Origin of the sequence: Proteiniphilum sp. (assembly GCF_040307845.1) — a bacterium.
In the GTDB taxonomy this organism is placed as follows: domain Bacteria; phylum Bacteroidota; class Bacteroidia; order Bacteroidales; family Dysgonomonadaceae; genus Proteiniphilum.
Genome location: NZ_JAWRIS010000022.1, coordinates 11381 through 36953, shown reverse-complemented (window position 1 = coordinate 36953; position 25573 = coordinate 11381). Strand labels below are relative to the sequence as shown.

Annotated in this window: 24 protein-coding genes; 15 read left to right on the top strand and 9 right to left on the bottom strand. The window is 46.4% G+C overall.

The genetic code is table 11. The features are described from left to right. Positions 1 to 26: 26 nt before the first annotated feature. Together ABV001_RS05560 and ABV001_RS05555 are read left to right on the top strand one after the other, a co-directional pair. Positions 27 to 1649, top strand: coding sequence for a S41 family peptidase (locus ABV001_RS05560; RefSeq protein ID WP_352421889.1), 1623 nt, complete (start codon positions 27 to 29; stop codon positions 1647 to 1649). Between the two features lie 9 nt (positions 1650 to 1658). After that, positions 1659 to 2531, top strand: a complete 873-nt coding sequence (locus tag ABV001_RS05555; protein ID WP_323425432.1) for a polyphosphate kinase 2 family protein — start codon at positions 1659 to 1661, stop codon at positions 2529 to 2531. 12 nt (positions 2532 to 2543) lie between these two features. Here ABV001_RS05555 and ABV001_RS05550 read toward each other — a convergent pair whose 3' ends face one another. From ABV001_RS05550 to ABV001_RS05540, 3 genes are read right to left on the bottom strand one after another with little or no spacing between them, the layout of a single operon-like run. Further along, positions 2544 to 2918, bottom strand: coding sequence for a hypothetical protein (locus tag ABV001_RS05550; RefSeq protein WP_323425431.1), 375 nt, complete (start codon positions 2916 to 2918; stop codon positions 2544 to 2546). 14 nt (positions 2919 to 2932) lie between these two features. After that, positions 2933 to 3505 (bottom strand): RNA polymerase sigma factor, encoded by a 573-nt coding sequence (locus tag ABV001_RS05545; protein ID WP_323425430.1) that lies wholly within the window; start codon positions 3503 to 3505, stop codon positions 2933 to 2935. A 10-nt stretch (positions 3506 to 3515) separates the two neighbouring features. Next, positions 3516 to 3914, bottom strand: coding sequence for a DUF6249 domain-containing protein (locus ABV001_RS05540; RefSeq protein WP_323425429.1), 399 nt, complete (start codon positions 3912 to 3914; stop codon positions 3516 to 3518). Between the two features lie 279 nt (positions 3915 to 4193). On the opposite strand from ABV001_RS05540, the gene ABV001_RS05535 reads away from it, so the two are divergent. Together ABV001_RS05535 and ABV001_RS05530 are read left to right on the top strand one after the other, a co-directional pair. Next, positions 4194 to 5456 carry a putative DNA modification/repair radical SAM protein gene (locus tag ABV001_RS05535; protein WP_352421888.1) on the top strand — a complete coding sequence of 421 codons (1263 nt, stop codon included), beginning with the start codon at positions 4194 to 4196 and terminating at the stop codon, positions 5454 to 5456. A 90-nt stretch (positions 5457 to 5546) separates the two neighbouring features. Next, positions 5547 to 6314, top strand: coding sequence for a TIGR03915 family putative DNA repair protein (locus ABV001_RS05530; RefSeq protein WP_352421887.1), 768 nt, complete (start codon positions 5547 to 5549; stop codon positions 6312 to 6314). Position 6315: 1 nt separating this feature from the next. Here the strand turns inward: ABV001_RS05530 and mscL are convergent, their stop codons facing one another. The 6 genes from mscL to ABV001_RS05500 all read right to left on the bottom strand — a co-directional run bounded on the left by mscL (position 6316) and on the right by ABV001_RS05500 (position 10335). Beyond that, on the bottom strand, positions 6316 to 6732 hold the full coding sequence (gene mscL, locus ABV001_RS05525; protein ID WP_352421886.1) for a large-conductance mechanosensitive channel protein MscL: 417 nt from the start codon (positions 6730 to 6732) through the stop codon (positions 6316 to 6318). Positions 6733 to 6829: 97 nt separating this feature from the next. After that, entirely contained in the window at positions 6830 to 7732 is a 903-nt protein-coding gene (gene ctlX, locus ABV001_RS05520) for a citrulline utilization hydrolase CtlX (protein ID WP_352421885.1), read from the bottom strand. Positions 7733 to 7833: 101 nt separating this feature from the next. After that, positions 7834 to 9072 carry an ornithine--oxo-acid transaminase gene (gene rocD / locus ABV001_RS05515; protein WP_352421884.1) on the bottom strand — a complete coding sequence of 413 codons (1239 nt, stop codon included), beginning with the start codon at positions 9070 to 9072 and terminating at the stop codon, positions 7834 to 7836. A 27-nt stretch (positions 9073 to 9099) separates the two neighbouring features. Beyond that, positions 9100 to 9732: a 3-keto-disaccharide hydrolase gene (locus tag ABV001_RS05510; RefSeq protein WP_352421883.1), complete on the bottom strand. Its 633-nt coding sequence runs from the start codon at positions 9730 to 9732 to the stop codon at positions 9100 to 9102. A gap of 10 nt (positions 9733 to 9742) precedes the next feature. Then, positions 9743 to 10126 carry a type II toxin-antitoxin system VapC family toxin gene (locus ABV001_RS05505; RefSeq protein ID WP_352421882.1) on the bottom strand — a complete coding sequence of 128 codons (384 nt, stop codon included), beginning with the start codon at positions 10124 to 10126 and terminating at the stop codon, positions 9743 to 9745. Next, complete coding sequence (locus tag ABV001_RS05500; RefSeq protein ID WP_352421881.1) at positions 10108 to 10335, bottom strand: hypothetical protein; 228 nt, start codon at positions 10333 to 10335, stop codon at positions 10108 to 10110. Before ABV001_RS05500 ends, ABV001_RS05505 begins: the two co-directional genes overlap by 19 nt. A 299-nt stretch (positions 10336 to 10634) precedes the next feature. Between ABV001_RS05500 and porX the strand changes: the two genes are divergently transcribed. The 11 genes from porX to wecB all read left to right on the top strand — a co-directional run bounded on the left by porX (position 10635) and on the right by wecB (position 25506). After that, a complete protein-coding gene (gene porX / locus ABV001_RS05495; RefSeq protein ID WP_352421880.1) occupies positions 10635 to 12197 on the top strand; it encodes a T9SS response regulator signal transducer PorX in 1563 nt (520 codons plus the stop codon). Between the two features lie 51 nt (positions 12198 to 12248). Next, a complete protein-coding gene (gene tsaE, locus ABV001_RS05490; protein ID WP_352421879.1) occupies positions 12249 to 12662 on the top strand; it encodes a tRNA (adenosine(37)-N6)-threonylcarbamoyltransferase complex ATPase subunit type 1 TsaE in 414 nt (137 codons plus the stop codon). A 118-nt stretch (positions 12663 to 12780) separates the two neighbouring features. Next, entirely contained in the window at positions 12781 to 14847 is a 2067-nt protein-coding gene (locus tag ABV001_RS05485) for a tetratricopeptide repeat protein (protein ID WP_352421878.1), read from the top strand. 167 nt (positions 14848 to 15014) lie between these two features. After that, positions 15015 to 16958: a threonine--tRNA ligase gene (gene thrS / locus ABV001_RS05480; RefSeq protein WP_352421877.1), complete on the top strand. Its 1944-nt coding sequence runs from the start codon at positions 15015 to 15017 to the stop codon at positions 16956 to 16958. 118 nt (positions 16959 to 17076) lie between these two features. Next, complete coding sequence (gene infC / locus ABV001_RS05475) at positions 17077 to 17637, top strand: translation initiation factor IF-3 (protein WP_352421876.1); 561 nt, start codon at positions 17077 to 17079, stop codon at positions 17635 to 17637. 366 nt (positions 17638 to 18003) lie between these two features. Next, positions 18004 to 18531, top strand: coding sequence for a UpxY family transcription antiterminator (locus tag ABV001_RS05470; RefSeq protein ID WP_352421875.1), 528 nt, complete (start codon positions 18004 to 18006; stop codon positions 18529 to 18531). 38 nt (positions 18532 to 18569) lie between these two features. Continuing rightward, positions 18570 to 19724, top strand: a complete 1155-nt coding sequence (locus ABV001_RS05465; protein ID WP_352421874.1) for a glycosyltransferase family 4 protein — start codon at positions 18570 to 18572, stop codon at positions 19722 to 19724. Positions 19725 to 19853: 129 nt separating this feature from the next. Further along, positions 19854 to 20666, top strand: a complete 813-nt coding sequence (locus ABV001_RS05460) for a polysaccharide biosynthesis/export family protein (RefSeq protein ID WP_352421873.1) — start codon at positions 19854 to 19856, stop codon at positions 20664 to 20666. 40 nt (positions 20667 to 20706) lie between these two features. Next, the gene (locus ABV001_RS05455; protein WP_352421872.1) at positions 20707 to 23073 is read left to right on the top strand and encodes a GumC family protein; all 2367 of its coding nucleotides are present in this window, start codon (positions 20707 to 20709) and stop codon (positions 23071 to 23073) included. A 22-nt stretch (positions 23074 to 23095) separates the two neighbouring features. Further along, complete coding sequence (gene wecC, locus ABV001_RS05450; protein ID WP_352421871.1) at positions 23096 to 24301, top strand: UDP-N-acetyl-D-mannosamine dehydrogenase; 1206 nt, start codon at positions 23096 to 23098, stop codon at positions 24299 to 24301. Continuing rightward, positions 24298 to 25506, top strand: coding sequence for a non-hydrolyzing UDP-N-acetylglucosamine 2-epimerase (gene wecB / locus ABV001_RS05445; RefSeq protein ID WP_352421870.1), 1209 nt, complete (start codon positions 24298 to 24300; stop codon positions 25504 to 25506). The genes wecC and wecB overlap by 4 nt, the downstream gene beginning before the upstream one ends. Positions 25507 to 25573: the final 67 nt, after the last annotated feature.

Sequence of the window (25573 nt, the reverse complement as noted above, 5' to 3'; positions counted from 1 at the left end):
AATTCAAACTCCTCAAAAGAATAAAAATGCTCAAAAAAATAATCCCGATTGTTTTAGGTACCTTGTTTTTAACCGGGTGTGTATATGCGCAATTCAGGCCGTCTCCCGACGGTGTCAAGTTTGAGAGGACGCTCCAGCTGATCCAGGGCTTGTATGTGGATGACGTAAATTCACAGGAACTGACAGAAGCGGCCATACGTGGCATGTTGAAAGAACTGGACCCGCATTCCACCTATCTCAACAAGGACGAAGTGAAGGCCATGAACGAGCCGTTACAGGGGAATTTTGACGGGATCGGTATATCGTTCAATATGCTGACCGACACGCTCTATGTGATGGAGGTCATTGCCGGTGGTCCGTCGCAAAAGGTAGGTATTATGCCGGGAGACAAGATCATCTTTGTGAACGATACGCTGATTGCCGGGGTGAAGAAGAACAATCAGGATGTGGTATCTATGCTCCGTGGCCCTAAAGGGACGCAGGTGAACGTGAAAGTGCTCCGTCGCGGTGTGCCCGAATTGATACCTTTCCGGATTGTACGCGACAAGATACCCATCACCAGTATTGATGCATCTTATATGGTAACAGAAGATATAGGATATATCCGCCTGAGCCGGTTCGGTATTTCCTCGGGCGATGAGTTCCGGCAGTCGGAAAAGGAATTGAGGTCACAAGGTATGAAGCACCTTATCCTGGACCTGACCGATAATGGCGGGGGGATCCTCCAGACAGCCAATGATATCGTGGATGAGTTTCTGGGTGATGGGAAGCTGATCGTTTACACCGAAGGAAAAAACCAACCCCGCTATACAATGAATGCCACCGGCGACGATGAACTGAAAGGTGGAAAGCTGGTGATACTGGTCAATGAGGCTTCGGCTTCGGCCAGTGAAATCCTTGCCGGAGCTATCCAGGACTGGGACAGGGGGGTGGTCGTCGGCCGAAGGACTTTCGGAAAAGGATTGGTGCAGCGCCAGTTGCCGCTTCCCGACGGTACGATGATCCGGTTGACCGTAGCACGGTATTATACCCCCAGTGGCAGAAGCATCCAGAAACCGTATGAAAACGGGGACCAGGACTCATATAACATGGATTTTGTCAATCGCTATAATCACGGTGAACTCTTCCGGGCCGATAGCATCCATTTTCCCGACTCGTTGAAATATACCACGCTGGTAAACAAACGCACAGTATATGGCGGCGGGGGGATCATGCCCGATTATTTCGTGCCGATGGATACGACAAGGGGTACCGTGCTGCATGCCCGGATGAACGGTATGAATGTGATCAATAGGGCGGCGATATTCGAAGTGGATAATTCCCGAAAGGAGTTATTGCAAAAATATCCGGATGTCAATAGTTTCAATGCCGATTACCAGGTAACGGCGGCGATGATTCTCCAATTGAAGAAACTTGCTTCTGAAGAAAAGATTGAATGGGATGAAGAACAATTCGCCTCTTCCCGCCCATTGATATTTGCACAGTTAAAAGCCTTGATGGCTCGGGATTTATACGACTCGTCGGCATTTTTCCGGATCATCAATAAAGAAAACGATATCTTTATGGAAGGATTGAAGATCATTTCCGATGATAGCCGTTATCAGGGATTATTAGAAGGTACAGGCAGTAACATAGATCAGGACAGATAGCGGAATACTATGAATTTTGATTACAGCAAGCTACGTGTACAGGAAGGTACTACCATCAGACTGAAAGATTTTCCTACCTGTGAAGACGGGGGATACACCAAGAAGACCGCTAAAGAGGAAATCAAGAAGAACATCAAGGAATTGAAGAAGTTTCAGGAAATGTTCTATGCCGACGACCGGTATTCCCTGTTGATCATCCTACAAGCACGGGATGCCGCCGGGAAAGACGGGGTGATCCGTCACGTGATGTCGGGCATTAACCCGCAGGGTTGCCGTGTGCACAGTTTTAAGACCCCTACCAAGAACGAGTTGGAACACGACTATTTCTGGCGTCATTACCTGGCTTTGCCTGAGCGAGGGATGATAGAGATCTTCAACCGGTCGCATTATGAAAATGTACTGGCCACAAAGGTCAATCCTCAATGGATACTCAATGAACGGATTCCGGGATACGGCTCCGTGGAAAATATAGACCCGCAGTTCTGGGATGCCCGCTATGAAGATATCAACGCCATTGAGCAGCATCTTCACCGGAATGGGATGCGTATCCTTAAATTCTTTCTGAACATATCGAAAGAAGAGCAGAAAGAACGTTTTCTTTCCCGCATCGATGAGCCGGATAAGAATTGGAAATTCAGCTCTGCCGATTTGCAGGCCCGTACGCAATGGGATGATTATGACAGGGCATTCGAGGAGATGCTGGAAAAGACCTCCAGGCCCTATGCACCATGGTATGTGATCCCGGCCGACAAGAAATTCTTTGCCCGTGTGGCGGTGGGTGACCTCATCATTGAATTGTTCAAGTCGCTCGACCTGCATTTCCCTCCTGCCGAATCGCCCGGGACACTGGAGAAAGCCCGGGAGATATTAATGAGGGAGTAACTCAATATCTGCTTATTTCGTTTTCTTCCTGTTCCTTAAAAAGGCATCCAATCGTGTGAGCGCCCAGAAAGAGGATAATGTTATCACGATAAGGAGTGCGGTAAGTATATATTGAGGGGACAGGATAGCTTCTTTTCCGCCGAAAATGATCGTCAGGAGAGATAGCACGAAAAGCAGCACGTACATAGTACCGAAAATGCCTCTGAAATCTGCCAACACGTCTCCGTGGGTCGTTGCCCGTTTCATTTTTTGCGGCATGAGTGCTTTTTCTGTTTCAATTTGCTGCATGATGCGGTATTTCAGGTTCTCCGGAGCCTGGATCTTTGTGGATTGCATCATCTGGCCAATGATTTCGTCTTCTTTTTCTATATTCTTCTTTTCAGCCATAATTTTTCACTTTTTTAGAAAGACACTAAGAATTGATCCTCGACGGTTTGCCCGTAATATCGGATGAGCATTTCCTTGAATAACTTTCTTGCCCTGAACATCTTCACTTTCACATTGGTTTCGTTCAACCCTGTTATTTTCGCGATCTCCTTGACCGGATTATCCTCCAAATAGTATAGCGTAAGCAATAAAGCATCGCCTTTGGGCATTTTTTGCAGGATGTTCCCTACCATTTCTTTTTGTTCAATATCCTCTATATTGATATCTACCGAGTTGCCGGATAAATGGGATGCGTTTTCTATATCTGTTTCATTGTAGCCGGTCCACATTTTCGATTTCGTGAGTGTAACCGCTGTGTTATACACAATACGGTAGAGCCATGTCGAAAACTTACTGTCGGCGCGGAAACCATGTAGATTGCGGTATGCCTTCACGAAGCTTTCCTGCACGACATCTTCCGCGTCCTGCCGGTTGCCGCATATCCGGTAGGCGATGGTGATCGCCATGTCCTGATAGGTGTCGACAAAGTAGCTGAACGCGGAAGTATTGCCAGAGAGTATCTGCTTCACATACAATTGTTCGTCCATCGCATGGTGATTATTCCTGTAGCAAACCGGCCGTCTCGGGTACTGCTTTCATATTTCTGGTGGTGAAGAAGTAGACCAGATAGCCTATCCCCAGGAAAAGTAAAATGGATGAGGTGTAAATCCAGAATGCTTTTTCATCCGACAGGCTCATTCCTTCGGTGATAGAGAATCCTACAAGGATTCCTACAGCGATGCCGATAAGGACAATTCCGTTGCGAAGTGACACAAATCTATTGGGGTTCGTTTTCTGTTTTATTTCTTCCTCGGGAATAATACCTTGCGAAATGAGTGACATCCGTTCTCTGTTCCGCAAATTGACTTTTCTTAATTCCATGATCACCCAAAGGAGGGCGACCGGAAATCCAAAAACACCGACAATTGCAACAATTGGGACCAAAATATCTTCCATAATCTTTTAATGTAAAAAGTGAACGTTTTCGTTAAACAAGTACAGAACAAATTTATTTGTTTTGCCGAGTGCAGAAAACGACTAATGTTATTGAATTAATAATTTGTTTACATCCATAGGACTGTCACTTCGGCGGATCGGTTACAAAAATAACTGTTTTTTTAGTTATATGTTTGTTTTATCTGAAAATCAACATGTTGATAACTTATTGACAAAGCTGTGTTTTTTAAGATTTTAAATTCGGCAATCTGATTTCTATTTCTTTCCTTTGCAATTGGGATGAACGAAAAGATGCTCGAAAAACTGAAAATCCTTGCCGATGCCGCTAAGTACGACGTATCCTGCGCATCGAGTGGCACCTCACGTAACAACGTGAAGGGAGGGATCGGTACGGTGTCAGGGTGGGGTATTTGCCATAGCTTTACTCCCGACGGGCGTTGTATCTCATTGTTTAAGATATTACTTACCAATCACTGCATCTATGATTGCGCCTATTGCGGTAATCGCCGCAGTAACGATGTGAAACGTGCGGCTTTCACGGCTGAAGAGCTGGCTGAGCTGACCATCGAATTTTATCGTAGAAATTATATCGAAGGGCTTTTCCTCAGTTCCGGCGTGATGCGCAATCCCGATTATACAATGGAACGGATGGTGCGTGTGGTGAAGCTATTGCGGGAGGTACATCGCTTCAACGGATACATTCACATGAAGACTATCCCGGGTGCAAGTAGTGAACTGGTCGCCCAGGCAGGGGTGCTGGTCGATCGGATGAGTGTAAATCTCGAAATCCCGTCGGAACAGAACCTGAAGTTGCTGGCACCCGAAAAAGATTATCCAAGCGTGTTTGCTCCCATGCGGTTTATCCAGCAGGGGATGCTGGAAAGTGCCGAGGATCGTAAGAAATTTCGTTCCGCCCCCAAATTTGTGCCGGCAGGGCAGAGTACCCAGGTGATTATCGGCGCTACGCCCGACAATGATAAACAGATACTCTCATTGGCTTCGGCATTATATAAGCGTCCTTCTTTTAAACGGGTCTATTACTCGGGTTATATTCCTGTAAATTCCGACGACAGCCGCCTGCCCGTACTGGCCAAACCACCATTGGTACGAGAGAACCGCTTGTATCAGGCCGACTGGCTGATGCGGTTCTATGAGTTCAAAGCAGGAGAGTTGGTGGATGACAATCATCCTGATCTGGACTTGGATATCGATCCGAAAATGGGTTGGGCGCTGCGGCATCCTGAGTTTTTTCCGATCGATGTCAATACGGCGCCATACGAGATGATCCTTCGTGTACCGGGCATCGGGGTGAAGTCGGCCAAGCTGATCGTCACCTCGCGGCGGTATGGCAGGTTGAATTCCGAACAACTGAAGAAGATTGGTGTGGTGATGAAGCGTGCACAGTATTTTATTGCGTGCCGTGAATTGCCTATGCAGACCGTGAATGAGCTTACTCCCCAATATGTCCGTCGTCAGGTGTCGCAGAAGCATAAAAAAGCGGCGGCGGAGCTGTTGCAGTATTCAATCGACTGGGGAGAATAGGTTGATTTGATGATTTGATGATTAATGTGTAGTGCTCCATTCTTAATTTTTCATTTTTCACTTTTAATTAAAAAAAGTCTTGGTTCTAAAATGATCATTTTCACGTATGATAATACTTTCGACGGATTGCTTTCATGCGTGTTTTTCGCGTATGAGCAGAAGAAGTTTCCAGACCTGATCCTTTCGGAATCGGATCAGAAGCCTCTGTTTGCAGATGAAGAGTATTATGTGACTACTGAAAAGGAAAAATCGACCCGAGTGTGGAAGGCGTTGGAGAAAAAATTATCGAAGTTCGCCCGGAATATGATGCTGAGCGTATGGTTATCGGAATTGCCGGAAACAGCCATGTTGCTGTTCCGCTATTTCCGTAAGAATATCGATCATCCGCAGGGAATAGAGATGAATTTCGGCGACGACGATGTGCTCCGTATCAAGGATATCGCGCAGAAAGTAGGTACCGATGCCCGGAAGCTGATCCAGTTCATCCGTTTTCAGGAAACGGCCGACGGTATCTGGTTCGCGCCGGTGTCGCCGCGTTACAATGTACTTTCACTGATCGTGCCGCATTTCAAATCACGCTATACAACACAGCCCTGGATCATTTACGATACAGGGCGAAATGTCGGCCTCTATTACGATACACGTACGGTGCAGGAAATCTCTTTCTCGCAAAAAGACCTCGCAGAACTGAAATCAGGCAAACTCGATAATGAAAAACTTTCCGGCGAGGAGGCCTTTTTTCAGCAGTTATGGAAAGAATATTTCCGGAGTATTACTATCAAAGAGCGTATCAATCTTAAACTGCAACGCCAGCACATGCCAAAGCACTACTGGAAGTATCTCACCGAGATCCAGTAAATTACTTGTTTTTCAGCAAGTCCCGGATTTCCGTCAGTAATGTCTCTTCCTTGGTTGGTTCGGCAGGAGGTGCGGGTGCTTCTTCTTTTTTCCGCTTGAATGAGTTCATCGCTTTAATCACCATGAAAATGGACGTGCCGATGATCAAGAAATCGACAACCGTCTGAATGAAAGCGCCGTAATTCCAGGTGACGGCAGGTGCAACCACTTCCGCTCCATCCATTACGGCCTGTCTTAAAACAAGCTTCAGGTCTGCAAATTGGCCTTGGTCCGAGACCAATGCAATGGGTGGCATCAGGATGTCGTTCACAAAAGATGTGACGATTTTTCCGAAAGCACCGCCGATAACGATACCCACAGCCATATCCACTACGCTGCCGCGCATTAAGAATTCTTTTAGTTCTGATCTGAATGACATAGTTTTTTTGATTAATAGGGGTGAAAAATATTATAACGCATGTTGAATGAAAAAGTTTTTTTACAAAGTAAATAAAAAAAATGTAAAAGGCCCTGCTTTAATAAAAAATTTCGGCCAACATACAGCGTGCTGATCCTCCTCCATTCGTTTCGATGGTAGTCAATGGAGCAGACAAGATCGTGTTATAGGTGGATATGGCGGTTTCTTGTGCCGCAGTCAGGACACTGCGTGCCGCGGCCGACATGACCATAATGGGGTGACCATTCCTGCTCTTTACCTCAAGCATATTCCCTGCGAACCGTACTACCTGATCCAGGGAGATATCGACAATGATCTTCCCGGTGGAGGTCAACCGGGACACCACTTTATCTCGTTCATTCTTGTCTTTGAGCGACTCCAGGCAAATGATCGCTATCTGGTTGCCCACAGACATCATCACGTTGGTGTGGTAGATGAGGTTGGCGTTCTTGTCGGTTGCGCTGAATACTACTGCGTCATAATTCAATCGGGCACAAAAGTCCGCCAGCACCTTCTCCGAAGTACGTGGCGATCGGCAACAATACGCAATCCTTTTATCCCGGTCTAAGACCATACTCCCCGTTCCTTCCAGGAATTCATCTTTTTTCTCCCAGTGTGTCAGATCAACCACTTTGCGGTGATTCATTTTCCGGGTAAGCAGGTCAACCACCTCCTGTTTCCTTTCCTGCCTGCGGTTTTCGGCAAACATGGGATAGAGTACCAATTCTCCTGTAAAATGGGATGAAAACCAATTATTCGGGAAAATGGAGTCTGGAGTCCACGGCTCGGGGGTATCCTGTACAACCGTCACATCTACATCCTTAGCCCGCAGTTGATTCACGAAAGCATCAAATTCTTCAAGCGCTTTGACAGCTACAGCTCCGGATTCTCCGCCCTGTTGGAAATAGTTGTTTTGTGCCGTCTCTTCATTGAAAGCAAACCTGAAGGGTCGAACCATCAATATTTTGGATGTTGTTTGCATAAGATAGAGTAAAGAGTAAAGACTTTTAGAACCAAGATTCAAGACTATTAGAGATACCTAACCACTTAGGCACCTTTCCACCTTTTAGTCCCATCGGCACATTATTCAGTTTCCAATGCTTTGAGTGATTCCCTGATAATACGAACCGCTTCTAGTAGCTCCTGTTCTGTGATTACTAATGGCGGCGCAAACCGGATGATATGATCATGGGTCGGTTTCGCCAACAGCCCGTTTTCTGCCATCCTGAGACATACATCCCATGCTTGTTTACCGTTATGCGGTTCAATTACAACGGCATTGAGTAATCCTTTCCCTCTGACCTGTTGGATAAAAGGGCTTTTGATCCCGTTCATTTCTTCCCGGAAGATTTGTCCCAGATACTCAGCTTTTTCTGCCAGGTTCTCCTCTTCCACCACCTCTAACGCCGCGGTTGCTACCTTGCAGGCCAAAGGGAATCCCCCGAAAGTGGATCCATGTTGCCCGGGTTGGATAGTGAGCATGATTTCATCGTCGGCAAGTACTGCAGAAACGGGTAATACACCCCCGGAGATCGCTTTTCCCAGGATCACAATGTCGGGACGGATGTCTTCATGATCGCAGCAAAGTTTGCGACCCGTGCGGGCAATACCGGTTTGTACCTCATCGGCAATGAAAAGTACATTGTGTTTTTTACAAAGCTCATAACAATTCTTCAGATAACCTTCGTCCGGCACGTTTACGCCTGCTTCCCCCTGAATGGGCTCTACCAGGAACCCGGCAATGGAATTCGCTTTCTTTTCCAGGATCGAAGCCAGCGCTTCCGGATCGTTATAGGGGATAACCTCGAACCCGGGCGTGTAAGGCCCATAATCGGCACGGGCATCGGGATCGGTGGAGACCGAGACAATAGAGATGGTTCTCCCGTGAAAATTCCCTTCGCATGCCACAATGATCGCTTCGTTTTCAGGGATTCCCTTTTTCAGGTAAGCCCATTTCCGGGTCAGCTTCAACGCTGTCTCCACCGCCTCGGCGCCGCTGTTCATCGGCAATACTTTGTCATATCCGAAATAATCATGGATAAACTTTTCGAACGGTCCCAACGAATCGTTATAGAAGGCGCGGGAAGTAAGGCAAAGTTTCCCCGCCTGCTCTTTCAATGCTGCTACGATCTTAGGATGGCAATGTCCCTGGTTCACGGCGGAATAGGCAGACAGAAAATCGAAATATCTCTTCCCATCCACGTCCCATACATAACATCCTTTCCCTTTTGACAGCACTACCGGCAACGGATGATAGTTGTGTGCCCCGTACTTATCTTCCAGATCGATATACTGTTTTGTTGTGTCTGATAAATCTTTCATATTGCTTTTCCACCTTTCCACTTATCATCACCTAACCTCCAGATTGCGGAACTCAACCTTTCCCCCTTCACTCTGGAGCCCTATATGTCCCTCTTTCACCTTACTGGTCGCTTGATTTTGCAAGATGTCATTGACATAGACCGAAATAGCGCCGTCAACTACTGTAATCTTCATTTTATTCCATTCTCCGGTAGGTTTTTCACTTGAGGGTTGCATTTTCCCGATCACGGGAAATTTCGGACGTTCCGTTATTCCTTCGGGGAGGGTGTACTCATTCAGGTCGGAGCCGTTCAACAATACGAAATCACCGGCTTTGCCTGCTGCCAGTTGGCATTCTATCCCTCTGGGAAACGGGTTGGCAGGATCTTCAATCAGGATAAAGACGCCGCTGTTGGTTGCTTCTCCCTCCCAACGGTATTCCAGTTCAAGCGTGAAGTTACCATATTTTTCTTTGGTGTACATGTAACCGAGAGGCTCCCCTTTTATGGAGATCACCCCCTCTTTGACGGAAAACACCTGGTCGCCGGGAACTGCGTTGTTTTCCACCACGAAATTCCAGTTCTTCAGGTCTTTCCCATTGAAAATTTTCTTTGCTTGTTGTCCGCAACCTATTAACAATAGTGCGAATAAAATAACAATGGATAGTTTTGTCGTTTGCATCTGTATGAATTTAAGTTAGTTGTAAGTCTGGTAAATAAGAAAAATCTTTTTTATTCAGTGTAAATAAGGGTAGGCCATGTATAATGGCGGTCGCGGCAATAAGTGCGTCTGGAATAGATAATTTATGAGAAAGAGCAAATTTTTTAACTAAAGAAACAGCTGTCTCAGAAATCTCTTGGTTTATAGGAATAACTGTCAGCTTTGTTAAATCTTTGGATATTGAATTCAATTCATGTTTGTTGCGTGCCCCAAAATATAATTCAGCACATGTGATATCGGAAACAGTAATATTTTCTTGTCCGATTTCTTTTATGACATCGATAATCTTTTTGTTCGATCGATAGATCTCAATGAGAATATTTGTATCTACTAAGATCATGACTGTCTGTTCCATGCTTTATTACGCAATGCGCTTCCGTCAATAGGGTAGTCATCCCAAAGTCCAACTGATAGAGAGAATGTTTTCTTTGAAGAATTTTTTCTAATCAATCTTTTTCTCGGTTTGGATTGTACCTCTACTTCAACACCCCACGAGTTGAGGAAATTGAGTAATGTGTTCAATTTTTCCTCATCAATTTCTTTTTTTAAAATTAGTTCCGTCATTGTTACACGTTTTTACAAAATATACTACTCATTCAACGATTTTAGGCAATTTTTTTCCATTTTTGGCCTACCGGAATACTTGACGGATTGAATCCGTACCAAGCTGGTATCAAAGTTAAGTAAAATGGTTGAATCTGAGAAATAATTTGGTCCGTTTCTGTTAAATACTTCCATCAAATCCAATTCTTCCTCTCTGAGGGAGACACTCCCCAAAAAAAGTCAAAAAATTGTGAGATACAGTAGAAATAGATACATTTGTCGCTATTCTGATAACAAGTAGATTAAGAGGATTCAAACGGATGGTCAAAGCACGGTTGCTCTGGGTTGATGATGAAATAGATCTCCTGAAACCTTATATCCTTTTTCTGGAGGAGAAAGGATACGGGACGCAATGTGTCAATAATGGCCGCGATGCGATTGAATTATGCCGTTCACAACGGTTTGATATTGTTTTTCTGGATGAACAGATGCCTGGCTTGTCCGGCCTGGACACTCTTGTGGAGCTTCATTCATCCTATCCCGGGATGCCGGTGGTGATGGTTACCAAAAGCGAAGATGAAGGTATTATGAACCGTGCTATCGGAAAGAAAATCGCCGATTACCTCATCAAACCGGTCAATCCCAACCAGGTGCTGATGAGCATCAAGAAGATACTCGAACAGGATGAACGCATGACGGAAGTCCTTACACAGGAATACCACGATCTGTTTAATCTCCTGATTGGCGAGATAGAGGATTGCCGCACTCCAGACGATTGGATATCGGTGTATAAGAAACTGGTACTTTGGGAACTGAGGCTGGATCAGACGCAGAGCCCGTTACGGGAGATGCTGGCGGTGCAGAAAGCAGAGGCAAACCGTCTCTTTGCAAAATTTATCCGGAAAAACTATGAGCAATGGATCATAGGGGGGACAGACGGCTTCGGTCCCGACCGCCCCGTCTTGAGTACTGACTTGTTTGAGCGGTTTGTATTCCCCTCGGTGGATAAAGGAGAAAAGCTCTTTTTTATATTGATCGATAATTTCCGATTCGATCAATGGCAGGTGGTGAAAGATGTTGTTGGAGAGTGTTTTACATGCCGGGAGGATATCTATTTCTCCATTCTGCCTACAGCCACACCCTATGCCAGGAATGCTGTTTTTTCAGGACTGATGCCGAGACGGCTATCCGAGATGTTCCCGGACTGTTGGGTGGATGAATCGGAGGATGAAGGCAAGAACCTCCATGAGGAGTTATTCATTAAGTCGCATCTGGAAAGGCATGGTAGAAAATGCAACTTCTCCTATCATAAGATCAACAGGAGTCTGGAAGGTGAAAAATTGGTCGCCCGGTTCGCAGAGTTGGAAAAGTATGATTTGAATCTGCTGGTATTCAATTTTATCGACCTGCTCTCGCATGCGCGTACGGAATCGAGGATGATCCGAGAACTTGCTCCTGATGAGTCGGCATACCGTTCGCTCACCAGATCATGGTTCCTGCATTCTCCCTTACCTGCCTTGCTGGCGAAAATAGCGGAAAAGGGATATAAAGCGGTGCTCACCACCGACCATGGCTCCATAAGAGTGAAAAAGGGGGTAAAGGTGCTGGGAGACCGGGAGACCGGAGTTAACCTCCGTTATAAGGTGGGTAAGAATCTGGGATATGATCCCAAAAGAGTATTCGATATTATCCGTCCCGAAAATGCCGGGTTGCCATCTCCCAATATGAGTACCCGTTATATCTTTGCAGTGAATGATGATTTTTTTGTTTATCCCAACAATTACAATCATTATCAGTCCTATTATGAAGATAGTTTTCAACATGGGGGAGTCTCTATGGAGGAGATGATGATTCCGGTGATTTTTTTAGAACCAAGACTTTAAAAGTGAAAAGTGAAAAATTAAGAATTAAAAATGAAAAACTAAAAACTAAAAATGAAAATCGAAATAAAAAATTTAGCATCACTTCAGCCGGCAGCGCGGGACTTCATCAGCCAAATGGGCAATCATACCGTTTTCGCCTTTTATGGGGGCATGGGGGCCGGGAAGACTACTTTCATCAAGGCGGTCTGTAAAGAGCTCGGAGTGAAAGAGACCGTGGCCAGCCCCACCTTTGCCATTATCAATGAATATAAGGGAGGCGACGGGAAGCCTATTTATCATTTCGACTTTTACCGTATCCACAAATTGGAAGAAGTGTTTGATTTCGGTTATGAAGATTATCTCTACAGTGGTTATATCTGCTTTATCGAATGGCCGGAATTGGTGGAACAGGTATTACCGGAGAATACCGTCAGGTTGTCGATACGTGAAACCGGCAACGGAAGCCGTATAATAGAGAATAGGTAGTGAAACCGGCAAAATTGAAGATAAATAAGATAATCGTATGAAATAAGGTGATTTCCGTTAAACGAATGATGAAAGAATCACTCAAAATCTATATATTCGCACATTGAAAGGATTAAAGATGAAGAAAACGATCGTTGCTGCCTTTATTTTACTCGCTTCGTTCACGGCTTCGGCACAGGTCAATACCGACCGTGTGATGATGATCGGGAAGAATGCGCTCTACTTTGAAGATTACGTGCTATCCATTCAGTATTTTAACCAGGTAATCACGGCCAAGCCTTATCTGGCTGATCCCTATTATTTCAGGGCAGTAGCCAAGTTTATGCTTGATGATTTTAAGGGAGCGGAGGAAGACGCAACAGACTGCCTGGTGCGTAATCCCTACTATACGGCTGCTTACCAGCTTCGTGGTGCCGCACGCCAGAATCAGGAGAAATATGAAGAGGCAGCCACGGATTACCAGCGAAGCCTCGAATTCTATCCGGAAGACAGGCTCACATTGGTCAACATGGGTATCGTAAATATCGAGATGAAGCAATATGATATTGCCGGGAAGTTCTTTGATGTGCTCTTGCGGCGTTTTCCCGATTATACACCCGGTTACCTGGCCCGCTCACATATGTATATCCAGATGGAGGATACTACCGAGGCGATGGCCGACCTGAACATGGCGATAGAAAAAGATCCATATACAGCACAGAGTTTTGCAGCCCGGGGATTGCTGTATTTCCAACAAAAAGACTATAACAGTTCCCTTGCCGATATGGATGAGGCGATCCGCCTAGATCCTTATTTTGAAGGGAATTATATCAACCGGGGGTTGGTGAAATATCATCTGAACGATCTGCGCGGGGCGATGGCCGATTACGACAGGGTGATCGAGATGGATGAAAACAATCTTATTGCCCGTTTTAACAGGGGCTTGCTGCGCGCACAAGTGGCCGATAATAACAGGGCGATACGCGATTTCGACAAGGTAATCGAGCTGGATCCGGAAAATACGATCGCTTACCTGAACAGGGCCATGCTGCACAATGAGATAGGTGACAAGGCCGGTGCCTTAAGCGATCTCAATGTAGTGCTGGGTGAACATCCCGATTTCTTTACCGGTTATTATATGCGTTCGCAACTGAAACGTGAGTTGAATGATTTGCGGGGAGCGGAGCAGGATTATATGCTTGCGCGGGCGGAAGAATCGAAAGCCCGCAAGGTGGCCACTGTAGATCCCGAACCTTTCAAACAGGCAAAGGAAAGATCGGAAAGCAAAGATACCCGTGAGCAGACTGACCGTGATATTGAGAAGTTCAATCTCCTGGTGGTCGCCGACAAAGGTGAATCGGAAAATACAAAATACCAGCGCCAGAGCAGGGGGCGGGTACAGAATATCAGTGCGCCCATTGAACCGGAACCACGATTCGTGTTGACGTATTACGAACGTGATATTGAAGTGCGCCGACCGGTATATTATTCCGATAGGATGGACCAGGCCAATAGCGAGCTTGCCCTCACCTGGTTGCTGAAAATGACAAACAGGGATGCTCCGCTGAATGAATTCCAGGTACAGACCCATTTCCGTTCAATCGATAATTATTCCGCACGGATCGACCGGCAGCCGGATGATGCTTCCCTCTATTTCGGCCGGGGAATGGACTTTATGTTGATACAGGATTACGAAAATGCGTTGAAAGACATGAGGAGGGCTATCGGCTTGGACCCAAACCTGTTGGTGGCTCATTTTGCCTGGGCCGCGATCCGTTCTAAGCAGATTGAATATGACCGCCTGCAAAGCGAGCCGCTTATGATGGACAGGAATATAGGGATTGATCTTCCCGGGGCTGCCGGCAGCGGGGTGGCCGGGAAATCCAGATTACCCGAGATATCTGCCAAGTCGGTTGAGTATGACGAGATACTCAGGGAGTATGAGACGGTTCTCCGTCTGGATCCCAATTTTATGTATGCCTATTACAACCGGGCGGAGATCTTCACTCTTGAAAAAGATTACCGCGCAGCCATTGCCGATTACACCAAGGCGATAGAACTCGAACCTCAATTCGCCGAGGCCTATTTCAACCGCGGGATAGCGCGGCTCTCCATCGGCGAGACCCGCGAGGGACTCGACGATCTCCGCAAAGCCGGAGAACTCGGCATCGTGCAAGCATATAGTATCATCAAACGTATGCAGTGAGGGCTGGGAATTAGTTTCATTATTTTTTCTTTACGTTGCACAAAAATACTATTTTTGTATTTTTAAAATTGAAGATTCAACTTTCGTGAATAGTATGATTACAACTAAAACGGTCACAAAATATCGTCAGACGGAAAGTTTTAGTTATAATCTTAACCAATATGGATATGATAAAGATTACATTTCCCGACGGATCGGTCAGGGAATATGAAAAGGGAGTAACGGGAATGGAGATAGCCAACAGCATCAGCTCGAGGCTGGCACAGGAAGTACTTGCCGCGAGCGTGGATGGTGTGACGTGGGACCTGACTAGGCCCATCGGACACGATGCCTCCGTACGTCTGCTCAAATGGGAAGATGAAGAGGGTAAGCATGCCTACTGGCACTCGTCCGCCCACCTCATGGCTGAAGCGTTGCAGGAACTATATCCGGGCATTAAATTCGGTATTGGCCCGGCCATCGAGAACGGTTTCTATTACGATGTGGATCCGGGTGAAGGGGTAACCATCAAGGAGTCTGATTTCCCCGCCATCGAAAAGAAGATGATGGAACTGATCGCCGCCAAAGAAGATATTGTGCGTAAAAGCATTTCCAAGGCAGATGCTGTCGATATGTTCTCCAACCGGCATGAGAACTATAAGGTAGAACTGATCAACGAACTGGAAGACGGCACCATCACCACCTATACCCAGGGGAGTTTTACCGACCTGTGCCGGGGACCGCACCTCCCCAACACCTCCTATATCAAGGCGGTAAAAATATTGTCGGCTGCCGGTGCTTACTGGCGTGGTGATGTAGAACGTCCGCAATTGACAAGGCTTTACGGCATCACCTTCCCAAAGAAGAAGATGCTGGATGAGTATCTGTTGCTGCTCGAAGAGGCCAAGAAGCGCGATCACCGTAAGATCGGAAAGGAATTGCAGCTCTTCCATTTCTCACAGACCGTGGGGGCAGGGCTTCCCCTGTGGCTCCCCAAAGGAACGCAGCTGCGCCTCCGCCTCGAAGATTTCCTGAAGAAGATACAGCGCGAATTCGATTACGAGCAGGTGATCACACCCCATATCGGGCACAAGCAGTTGTATGTCACGTCAGGACATTATGCCAAATACGGAAAGGACTCATTCCAACCGATCAAAACCCCCGAAGAGGGTGAAGAGTTCCTCCTGAAACCGATGAACTGCCCGCACCACTGTGAGATATTTAAAGCTTTCCCCCGTTCCTATAAAGAACTGCCGTTGCGTTTGGCGGAATTCGGGACGGTCTACCGCTACGAGCAAAGTGGAGAATTGCACGGCCTGACCCGTGTGCGCGGCTTCACCCAGGACGATGCCCATATCTTCTGTACACCCGACCAGGTGAAAAATGAATTCCTGAAAGTGATGGATATCATCTTCATCATTTTTAAAGCATTGAATTTTGAGAATTTCGAAGCACAGATATCCCTCCGCGACCCCAACGACAAGGAAAAATATATCGGTTCGGATGAAAACTGGGAAAAAGCCGAGCGTTCCATCGTGGAGGCCTGCGAGGAGAAAGGGTTACCGGCGAAAGTGGTATTGGGTGAGGCGGCTTTCTATGGACCCAAACTCGATTTTATGGTGAAAGACGCGCTGGGACGCCGCTGGCAGCTGGGTACCATCCAGGTGGATTACAACCTTCCCGAACGTTTTGAACTGGAATATACCGGTGCCGACAACCAGAAGCATCGTCCCGTAATGATCCACCGCGCACCGTTCGGATCAATGGAACGTTTTGTGGCGGTATTGATCGAGCATACGGCCGGCAAGTTCCCGCTGTGGCTCACGCCTACCCAGGCAGTGGTGCTTCCCGTCAGCGAGAAATTCAACGACTACGCCTTCGACGTGGTGAAGACATTGAAGAAATTCGATATCCGTGCCGAGGTGGACGACCGCAACGAAAAAGTAGGTCGTAAGATCCGCGACAATGAATTGAAACGTATCCCTTACCTGCTGATTGTCGGTGAGAAAGAGGTAGAAAATGGAGAAATTTCGGTAAGAAAACAGGGAGGGGAAGACAAAGGTTCAGTAAAATTGCTTACATTTGCCGAAGATATTTCCCGCGAAGTGGGAGAGGCAATGAATAATGAATAGTGAATAGTTAATAGTTAATAGTTAATAGTGAATGATGAATAGTGATTTTTTCATTTTTAATTCTTCATTCTTCATTTTTAATTCTTCCTTTTTAATTTTTAATTTTTAAAGTTTTTGAATGAGAAAAGACTCAAAAGAGCAACATCGGATCAATGAGCGTATCCGGGTACCGGAAGTCCGGTTAGTAGGCGACAATGTGCAGGAAGGCATCTATCCCACGCGGGAGGCTTTGAAAATTGCCGAACAGCAGGAGTTAGACCTTGTGGAAATAGCTCCTACGGCAAAGCCGCCTGTCTGTAGGGTAATCGATTACCAGAAATTTGTATACCAGCAAAAGAAAAAGCTAAAAGAACAGAAGGTGAAATCGGTAAAGGTGACCGTCAAGGAGATCCGTTTTGGTCCCCAAACCGATGATCATGACTACAATTTTAAACTCAAACATGCCATGAACTTCCTGGGTGAAGGCTCAAAAGTGAAAGCATTCGTATTTTTCAAAGGGCGTTCAATCCTGTTCAAGGAACAGGGCGAAGTGTTATTGTTGCGTTTTGCCAACGACCTGGAAGAGTATGCCAAAGTGGAATACATGCCCATCATGGAAGGCAAACGCATGTCGATCATGCTCTCGCCCAAAAAGGCGCCGTCATCCGCTGCCAAAAAAGCAAACAAGGGGGAAGAATAGGCCATTCTTCCCCAAAACCGGGTTACGACGGAGCTGCTACGTACGCTCCTCCAGATATTTGTTTAGCTTTGCTTAACCTTATTGTCTCTTTTGAGATATTTTTTTTGTAACTTTCTGAAAATAAGGAAAAAGTTGTTCAAAATTTTTGTTAAATGTGAATTTTTGTAAGGTAATATCAAGCGACTTTCTTATCTTTGTAAAGTTATAAAGCCTTGTTTCTGGAGCAGGAACTCGGATTTGTAATCTGAATTTATTTTACGTAATTTTTAAAAAATCAGCGTTATTCGTAATTCTGGTGTCCCCAAGGAATGTCTTTAATTGAAGTTGTGATGAATTTTCATCAATTATGAATGTGTGACGAAAGGTATGACACCTTACAAAGAGTCATATTGGTATGCATTGCGTGTTACCTATAACCGGGAAATGATCGTCAAACGATACTGTGATGCCAATCAGATCATTAGTTTTGTAGCCATGGCTTACAAAATTAGTGAAAGGAAGGGTGTTAAAATCAAAGAGTTGAAACCTGTAGTCCATAATCTTATCTTCATAAAGGCCACCCGGCTGCTCATCAACGAGTTGAAACTGAAATTCCCCATACGTTATATGATGGATCGTGGTACCGGCAAACCCATTGTCGTTCCCGAGACGGAGATGCAGCACTTCATGACGGTGGCCGGTAATTATGACCAGGGTATTGTGTATCTCGATCCCGGTGAACTGGGACTGAAGATAGGCACCCGGGTCCGTATCACGGGCGGACCGTTCGAAGGAGTGGAGGGGACATTGGTTAGGATAAAGAACAACAAGCGCGTTGTTGTGGAAATCAAAGGAGTGATGGTCGTTGCCACACACTATATACATCCTTCTTTGCTGGAAAAAATACAATCATAGAATCTCGAGTATCGACAGTACTCCAAAATCTTATCAGAATGGAACTATATATTAGCCTTTTTGCCGCATTGGTTGGTAGCGGACTATTTTCATGGTTTTTCCTTCCCGAAATTCAACGGATATGTTTTCGGAAAAAATTGTTTGATCCATGCGATGAAAGAAAAGTACACAACGGTATCGTGCCCCGGTTGGGGGGAGTGGGTTTTCTCCCGGCCATGATTCTTTCCTTCCTCCTGGTGTTGAGTGCCAACCTCCTTTTACAAACCTCCCTCGTATCAACTATCAACGCCTCTTCCTTGTTGGAGTGGGCACTGGTGCTCTCCGCTGTCATTTTGCTGTATCTCACGGGCCTTACCGACGACCTGGTCGAAGTCCGTTACCGGAGTAAATTGTTGATCCAGATACTTGCCGCAGTATTGTTTACTGCATCGGGAATATGGATTAACGACCTGCATGGCCTCTTTGGCATGTATGCGATAAGCCCCGTCATAGGTATTCCCCTCACCATCATTATTATCGTTTCTGTGATCAATGCTTTCAACTTTATTGATGGCATCGACGGGTTGGCGGCAGGCATAGCGATGCTTGCCTTCTTATTTTTCGGGATAACCCTTATCTATCTCAAACTGTATGTTATCAGTATATTTACTTTCGCCGCTTTGGGAATGTTAATTCCTTTCTTTTATTATAATATATTTGGTAAGACGAGTAACCATAGTAAGATGTTTATGGGTGATTGCGGCTCGTTGACTATTGGTATGTTGCTGGCGGCCATTGCCGTGAAAGTATATCATTCCGCTTCCATAGGCCCGGATCAATCGCCCCGGGCATTGGTGTTGGGTTTCTCCATGCTGATCGTGCCTATGTTCGATGCGCTCAGGGTAGTGTTGCTAAGGTTGATTAAGGGCCGGAGCCCTTTTAAACCCGACAAGAGCCACATGCACCACCAACTGTTGAACTTGGGATTCTCTCATAAAGTGGTTACACTCATCATGCTTACCAATGCCATCTTCTTCGGGGCAATTGCTTTCTTCCTGGTGCCTTACCTGAATGTCAACCTGATACTGGGCCTTGTGATCCTGTTATGGGTTATACTCGATTTCCTTTTAAGGCGAAGAGTAAGGCAGGTACACAGTGCTTCCCCGCAGAATATCAAAACGGTAGAGCAGGTGAACCGGAATAAAACCGAATAACAACCGTCTTGTTTGTATTATGCCATGGCAGAAAATAGTGGTATAAAATTAAAATAACTAAATTTGCAGCAACAATCGAATAACAACTGAATAACAACTGAATAACAACTGAATTACAATTGAATAACAATGAAACAAATAAAAGCGTGTAATCTTGTTCCCCTCCTGTTATTGGTGGCATTTTTCAGCTCCTGCGGATCTGTAGACAAAGTCAGTTACTTTCAGGATCTGGTTCCCGGCATGCCGGAACAATTGGATGTGCCGTTAGAGATAAGGGTGCGTCCCAACGACAAGATATCCATCGTGGTGAACAGCAAGGATGCGGAACTCTCCAACCTTTTCAACCTCCCCATCGTATCGCATCGTATTGGAAGATCCTCCGAACAGTCGCTGTATGGCACTGCCCAGCAGATATCCGGTTATACGGTAGATGAGTATGGGTATATCGACTTTCCGGTGGTGGGCAAGCTGATGGTAAGCGGATTGCGGCGTACTGAAATTGCCGAGCATGTCAAGCAAACGCTTATTAAAGAAGACCTGGTCAAGGACCCGGTGGTGACCGTCGAGTTCATGAACCTGGGTGTTTCGGTGTTGGGAGAGGTGAATAATCCGGGCAGGTTTGCTATTGACCGCGACAGGCTCACCCTGCTGGATGCTATCAGCATGGCGGGTGACCTTACCATCTACGGGAAGCGGGAAACGGTGTATGTGTTGCGCGACGAGCAGGGGGTGCAGATACCTTACCGGGTGGACCTTACTTCCGCCAGGCAATTATATAACTCCCCGGTCTATTACCTGCAACAGAACGACGTGGTATATGTAGAACCCAATACGGTAAGAGCACGGCAGTCCACCGTCAATGGCAACAACATACGTTCCACCTCCTTCTGGATCTCGCTGGCGTCACTTCTCACTTCCGTCGCCGTCCTGATTGTCAAATAACCCCTTCTCAACTTCTCATTTTCATTTTTAATTTATTCATATGTCTTCAGAAAAACCGCAACAGACCGACGATTTCATCCGCATTCAGGATCTCATCCATATAGTTGTCTCCAAATGGTACTGGTTTGTGGCCTGCCTGTTGGCTGCGCTGGCACTGGTTGCCCTTTATCTGATGGTGACGCCGCCTACCTATACCCGTAATGCCTCCATCCTGATCAAGGACGACTCCAAGGGATCGTCAGCCGTAAATGTGACCGGATTCGACGATCTGGGGATCTTCAGTTCCAACACCAATGTCAATAACGAGCTGCTCACCCTGAAATCGCCGGCGCTGATGCGGGAAGTGGTCATGCGGCTCGATCTCGACAAGAAATATATAGTAAAACAAGGCTTAAGGAAGGTCGACCTCTATAAAGCGTCACCGGTATTGGTTACCTTTAAAGAGTACGATGAGCATTCACTGGAGTTCGATATAGCGTTACACCCCGAAGGAAAACTGAAACTCTCCAATTTTGTACGGAGAGGGGAGAAGCTCTCCGGTGAGGTGGAAGGTTCCTTCTCCGATACCATCACCACGCCCGTGGGAGTGCTGATGATTACCCCCACACCCTCTTACAGCGAAGAGGGCGGCCATTCCAATGTGCATTTTGCCAAAGGTAGCCTTCAAGGTGTGGTGAATGGGTACTCGGGCGCGCTTCAGGCTGTGCTGGGAAGCAAGGAATCCACCGTGATCAACCTGACTATCAAAAACGCATCCCCCCGGCGGGCGGAAGATATCCTCAATACGTTGATCACCGTCTATAATGAGGACTGGATGAACGACAAAAACCGGATCGCCGTCAGCACTTCGCGATTTATCAACGACAGGCTTAATGTGATTGAAAGTGAGCTGGGGGATGTCGATCAGGATATTTCCAGTTATAAGAGTGAACATATACTGCCCGATATACAGGCGGTATCGGGTATGTACCTGTCGCAATATGCCGAAAGCGGGCGTGAGTTGCTGGAACTCAACAACCGCCTCGCCATCGCCGAGAATATCCACCGGAACCTGAGTGTTGAATCGGCAGAACGGCTGTTGCCCACCAATTCGGGCGTCGACAATGTCAATTTGGAAAGTCAGATCAGTGAATACAACGCCTTGGTGCTCCGGCGCAACAGTCTGTTGTCCAATAGTAGTGAAAAGAACCCGTTGGTAATCGATATGACCCAGTCGCTGGCCGATATGAAGCAGGCGGTACTCCGTTCGGTGGATAACCTGATCACATCGCTGCATACCCAGATAGCCAATACAAAGAGGCAGGAAACAAGGGTGACGGGACAGATCGCCTCCAATCCCAACCAGGCGAGGTATCTGTTGTCGGTGGAACGCCAGCAGAAAGTGAAAGAATCATTGTACCTCTACCTGCTGCAGAAGCGGGAAGAGAATGAACTCTCCCAGGCATTCACTGCCTATAACACCCGTGTGATCACGCCGCCCTACGGGTCTCTCAGTCCCACTGAACCCCGGCGTGCATTTCTCCTGTTAGTGGCACTGATGGCAGGCATATTACTTCCGTTGATCTTTTTCGTGATCAGGGAGAGGACGAATACCACGGTAAGGGGGCGGAAGGATTTGGAAGGGACGATCGTTCCCTTTGTGGGCGAGATACCGATGTACCGCAAGGGGAAACGGAGAGGCTGGATGAATGAGGAAGCAGTGCGGGAGATTGTGGTCAAGGAGAAAAACCGCAATGTGATCAACGAAGCCTTCCGGGTGGTGCGTACTAACCTTGAGTTTATGGCCAGGAAGGAAGGCAAGGCTAAGGTGATCATGCTTACCTCCATCAATCCCCAGAGTGGAAAGACCTTTATCGCCATAAACCTGGCAGCCGGTTTTTCCATCAAAGGAAAGAAAACGATCGCCATCGACCTCGATATGCGCAAGGCATTGTTGAGCACTTATGCCGATTCCCCCAAACCGGGTATTGCCGACTATTTGGGACATCAGATAGATCATTGGCGATCCGCTATCGTGAAAAGTGAAAGCCATGATCATCTGGATGTGCTTCCCGTGGGAACTATCCCTCCCAATCCCACCGAATTGCTATTCGATGAGCGGTTGGAACAATTGGTTGAAACGTTAAGCGCGGAATACGACTATATCTTTATCGACTGTCCGCCGGTAGAAATTGTGGCCGATACCTCCATCATCACCAAGCTGGTGGATATGACCCTCTTCATTGTCCGTGCGGGTCTGCTCGACAGAGCCTTATTGCCCGAAGTCGAGCGGCTCTATACCGAAGGAAAGTTGAAGAATATGGCGGTCATCCTCAACGGCACCGATCGTGAAAATGCCCGCTACGGCTATGGGTATGGATACGGCTATGGTTATGGTTACGGCTCAGGCTATATCGATAAGGAATAGGATATCAATTAATAAAAAGTAAATGAAAGCATGTTTTATGGGGCTTGGGTATATCGGATTACCCACGGCTATAATTGCCGCCCGTCACGGTATTGATGTGACGGGAGTGGATATCAATTCCAAGGTGGTGGAAACAATCAACCGGGGAGAAATACATATTGTGGAACCCGGCCTGCAGGAATTATGTAATGAAGTGGTTACCTCAAAGAAATTAATAGCCACCCTTACGCCGGAAGAGAGCGAAGTATACCTTATCGTTGTACCTACACCTTTTACAGGTGATCATGAGCCGGATATCTCTTACGTGGAGGCGGCTACCCATAGCGTAATTCCTTTTCTCAAAGAAGGCGACCTCTATATTATAGAATCTACCTCTCCTGTAGGAACTACCGAGAAAATGGCGAACCTTATCTTTTCCAATCGCCCTGAATTGAAAGATAAACTCCATATCGCCTACTGCCCCGAGCGGGTATTGCCCGGCAATGTGATTTATGAATTGATCCATAACGACCGGGTCATTGGAGGAATCAATGAAGCTTCCACCCAAAAGGCATTGGAGTTCTATGGCTGTTTTGTGAAAGGAGAACTGCATAAGACCAATGCCCGTACGGCAGAGATGTGCAAATTGACGGAAAACTCCTCCCGTGATGTGCAGATCGCTTTTGCCAATGAACTTTCGCTGATATGCGACAAGGCCGGCATCAATGTATGGGAACTGATAGCACTCGCCAATAAGCACCCCCGTGTAAATATCCTGCAACCGGGAAGTGGAGTGGGAGGGCATTGTATCGCGGTAGACCCCTATTTCATCACTTCCGATTTCCCCATGGAATCGCAGATCATAGGCAAAGCACGTGAGATAAACAATTACAAGGCATTCTGGTGTGCTGAGAAAACACAGAATACCATTCAACAGTTTGAAATCGATCATGGGCGTGAACCGATTGTCGCATTGATGGGGCTTGCCTTTAAACCCAATATCGACGATTTGCGGGAATCCCCCGCCAAATATATTGCCACAAAAGTGATGCAAGGACATAACAACGGTGATTTCCTGATTGTGGAACCCAATGTGAAAGAGCACAAAGTGTTCAAACTGACCCATTATAAAGAAGCCTACGAAAAAGCCGATATTGTGGCTTTTTTAGTGGCACATGATGAATTCAAAGAGTTGGCATGGAGCGACGATAAGATCATTCTCGATTTTTGTGGTATATTTAAAAGATGATGATGGAAAATAAAAAACGGGTAATGCTGGTTTTTGGTACCCGCCCCGAGGCGATTAAAATGGCGCCGTTGGTCAAGGAGTTTCAAAAACATGCTGATGAGTTTGAAACGCAGGTCTGTGTCACCGGACAACACCGGGAGATGCTCGACCAGGTGTTGCACCTGTTTGAGATCGTTCCGGATTACGACCTCAATATTATGCAACAGGGACAGGATTTATACGATGTCACTTCCCGTGTATTGGTCGGGTTACGGGATGTATTGAAAGAGGCCAACCCTGACATCGTCTTTGTGCATGGTGACACCACCACCTCGATGGCTGCCGCTCTGGCCGCCTTTTATCAGCAAATACCGGTCGCCCATGTTGAGGCCGGTTTACGAACCCATAATATCTACAGCCCCTGGCCGGAAGAGATGAACCGGCAAATTACCAGCCGTATTGCCACCTACAACTTTGCACCAACCCCGTTAAGCAAACAGAATTTATTGGCCGAGGGAGTAAAAGAAGAGAGTATCACCATTACCGGCAATACGGTGATCGACGCTCTGTATCTTGTGGTGGACAAAATCGAGAGTGATGCCGTTTTGCAGGCACAAATAAAGGAGACATTACTCCAGAGTGGTCTTCCTGAACGCATCATCTCAATTTCTCCCAATCTCCCCCTCTCCCAATCTCCTCGCCCTCTCGTCTTAATCACCGGGCATAGAAGAGAAAATTTCGGAGATGGTTTTATCAATATGTGTAATGCGATTAAAACTCTTACGGAGAAATATCCTGAGGTGGACTTTGTATATCCTATGCACCTCAATCCCAATGTGCGCAAACCCATCAAAGAAATATTTGGAGAAGAAGTTGTATCGGGAGTGAATAATGAAGAATCGAATATTTTCTTTATAGAGCCGTTGGAATATCTCCCTTTTGTCTTCCTAATGGAGCAAAGCACTTTGGTCTTAACTGACAGTGGCGGCATACAGGAAGAAGCCCCCGGATTAGGCAAGCCCGTATTGGTGATGCGGGATACAACAGAACGCCCCGAGGCATTAGAGGCTGGCACCGTGAAACTGGTAGGAGCTAATTATAACCTTATCGTCTCGGAAGTTTCCAAATTATTGGATGACCAAATATATTACAATATGATGGCGCAAGCCAATAATCCTTATGGGGATGGAGAAGCATGTAAGTGTATTTTGAGATTTTTAATTTAATAGAATGAGTCCACTCCGATAAGTCGTTTTCTATAAAAATAGCCCCTCTACAATACCCTGTAAGGTG

Excerpts from the sequence above, each read along its gene's own strand:
- ABV001_RS05560 (WP_352421889.1), top strand. The coding sequence starts at position 27 with ATGCTCAAAAAAATAATCCCGATTGTTTTAGGTACCTTGTTTTTAACC.
- ABV001_RS05555 (WP_323425432.1), top strand. The coding sequence starts at position 1,659 with ATGAATTTTGATTACAGCAAGCTACGTGTACAGGAAGGTACTACCATC.
- ABV001_RS05550 (WP_323425431.1), bottom strand. The coding sequence starts at position 2,918 with ATGGCTGAAAAGAAGAATATAGAAAAAGAAGACGAAATCATTGGCCAG.
- ABV001_RS05545 (WP_323425430.1), bottom strand. The coding sequence starts at position 3,505 with ATGGACGAACAATTGTATGTGAAGCAGATACTCTCTGGCAATACTTCC.
- ABV001_RS05540 (WP_323425429.1), bottom strand. The coding sequence starts at position 3,914 with ATGGAAGATATTTTGGTCCCAATTGTTGCAATTGTCGGTGTTTTTGGA.
- ABV001_RS05535 (WP_352421888.1), top strand. The coding sequence starts at position 4,194 with ATGAACGAAAAGATGCTCGAAAAACTGAAAATCCTTGCCGATGCCGCT.
- ABV001_RS05530 (WP_352421887.1), top strand. The coding sequence starts at position 5,547 with ATGATCATTTTCACGTATGATAATACTTTCGACGGATTGCTTTCATGC.
- mscL (WP_352421886.1), bottom strand. The coding sequence starts at position 6,732 with ATGTCATTCAGATCAGAACTAAAAGAATTCTTAATGCGCGGCAGCGTA.
- ctlX (WP_352421885.1), bottom strand. The coding sequence starts at position 7,732 with ATGCAAACAACATCCAAAATATTGATGGTTCGACCCTTCAGGTTTGCT.
- rocD (WP_352421884.1), bottom strand. The coding sequence starts at position 9,072 with ATGAAAGATTTATCAGACACAACAAAACAGTATATCGATCTGGAAGAT.
- ABV001_RS05510 (WP_352421883.1), bottom strand. The coding sequence starts at position 9,732 with ATGCAAACGACAAAACTATCCATTGTTATTTTATTCGCACTATTGTTA.
- ABV001_RS05505 (WP_352421882.1), bottom strand. The coding sequence starts at position 10,126 with ATGGAACAGACAGTCATGATCTTAGTAGATACAAATATTCTCATTGAG.
- ABV001_RS05500 (WP_352421881.1), bottom strand. The coding sequence starts at position 10,335 with ATGACGGAACTAATTTTAAAAAAAGAAATTGATGAGGAAAAATTGAAC.
- porX (WP_352421880.1), top strand. The coding sequence starts at position 10,635 with ATGGTCAAAGCACGGTTGCTCTGGGTTGATGATGAAATAGATCTCCTG.
- tsaE (WP_352421879.1), top strand. The coding sequence starts at position 12,249 with ATGAAAATCGAAATAAAAAATTTAGCATCACTTCAGCCGGCAGCGCGG.
- ABV001_RS05485 (WP_352421878.1), top strand. The coding sequence starts at position 12,781 with ATGAAGAAAACGATCGTTGCTGCCTTTATTTTACTCGCTTCGTTCACG.
- thrS (WP_352421877.1), top strand. The coding sequence starts at position 15,015 with ATGATAAAGATTACATTTCCCGACGGATCGGTCAGGGAATATGAAAAG.
- infC (WP_352421876.1), top strand. The coding sequence starts at position 17,077 with ATGAGAAAAGACTCAAAAGAGCAACATCGGATCAATGAGCGTATCCGG.
- ABV001_RS05470 (WP_352421875.1), top strand. The coding sequence starts at position 18,004 with ATGACACCTTACAAAGAGTCATATTGGTATGCATTGCGTGTTACCTAT.
- ABV001_RS05465 (WP_352421874.1), top strand. The coding sequence starts at position 18,570 with ATGGAACTATATATTAGCCTTTTTGCCGCATTGGTTGGTAGCGGACTA.
- ABV001_RS05460 (WP_352421873.1), top strand. The coding sequence starts at position 19,854 with ATGAAACAAATAAAAGCGTGTAATCTTGTTCCCCTCCTGTTATTGGTG.
- ABV001_RS05455 (WP_352421872.1), top strand. The coding sequence starts at position 20,707 with ATGTCTTCAGAAAAACCGCAACAGACCGACGATTTCATCCGCATTCAG.
- wecC (WP_352421871.1), top strand. The coding sequence starts at position 23,096 with ATGAAAGCATGTTTTATGGGGCTTGGGTATATCGGATTACCCACGGCT.
- wecB (WP_352421870.1), top strand. The coding sequence starts at position 24,298 with ATGATGATGGAAAATAAAAAACGGGTAATGCTGGTTTTTGGTACCCGC.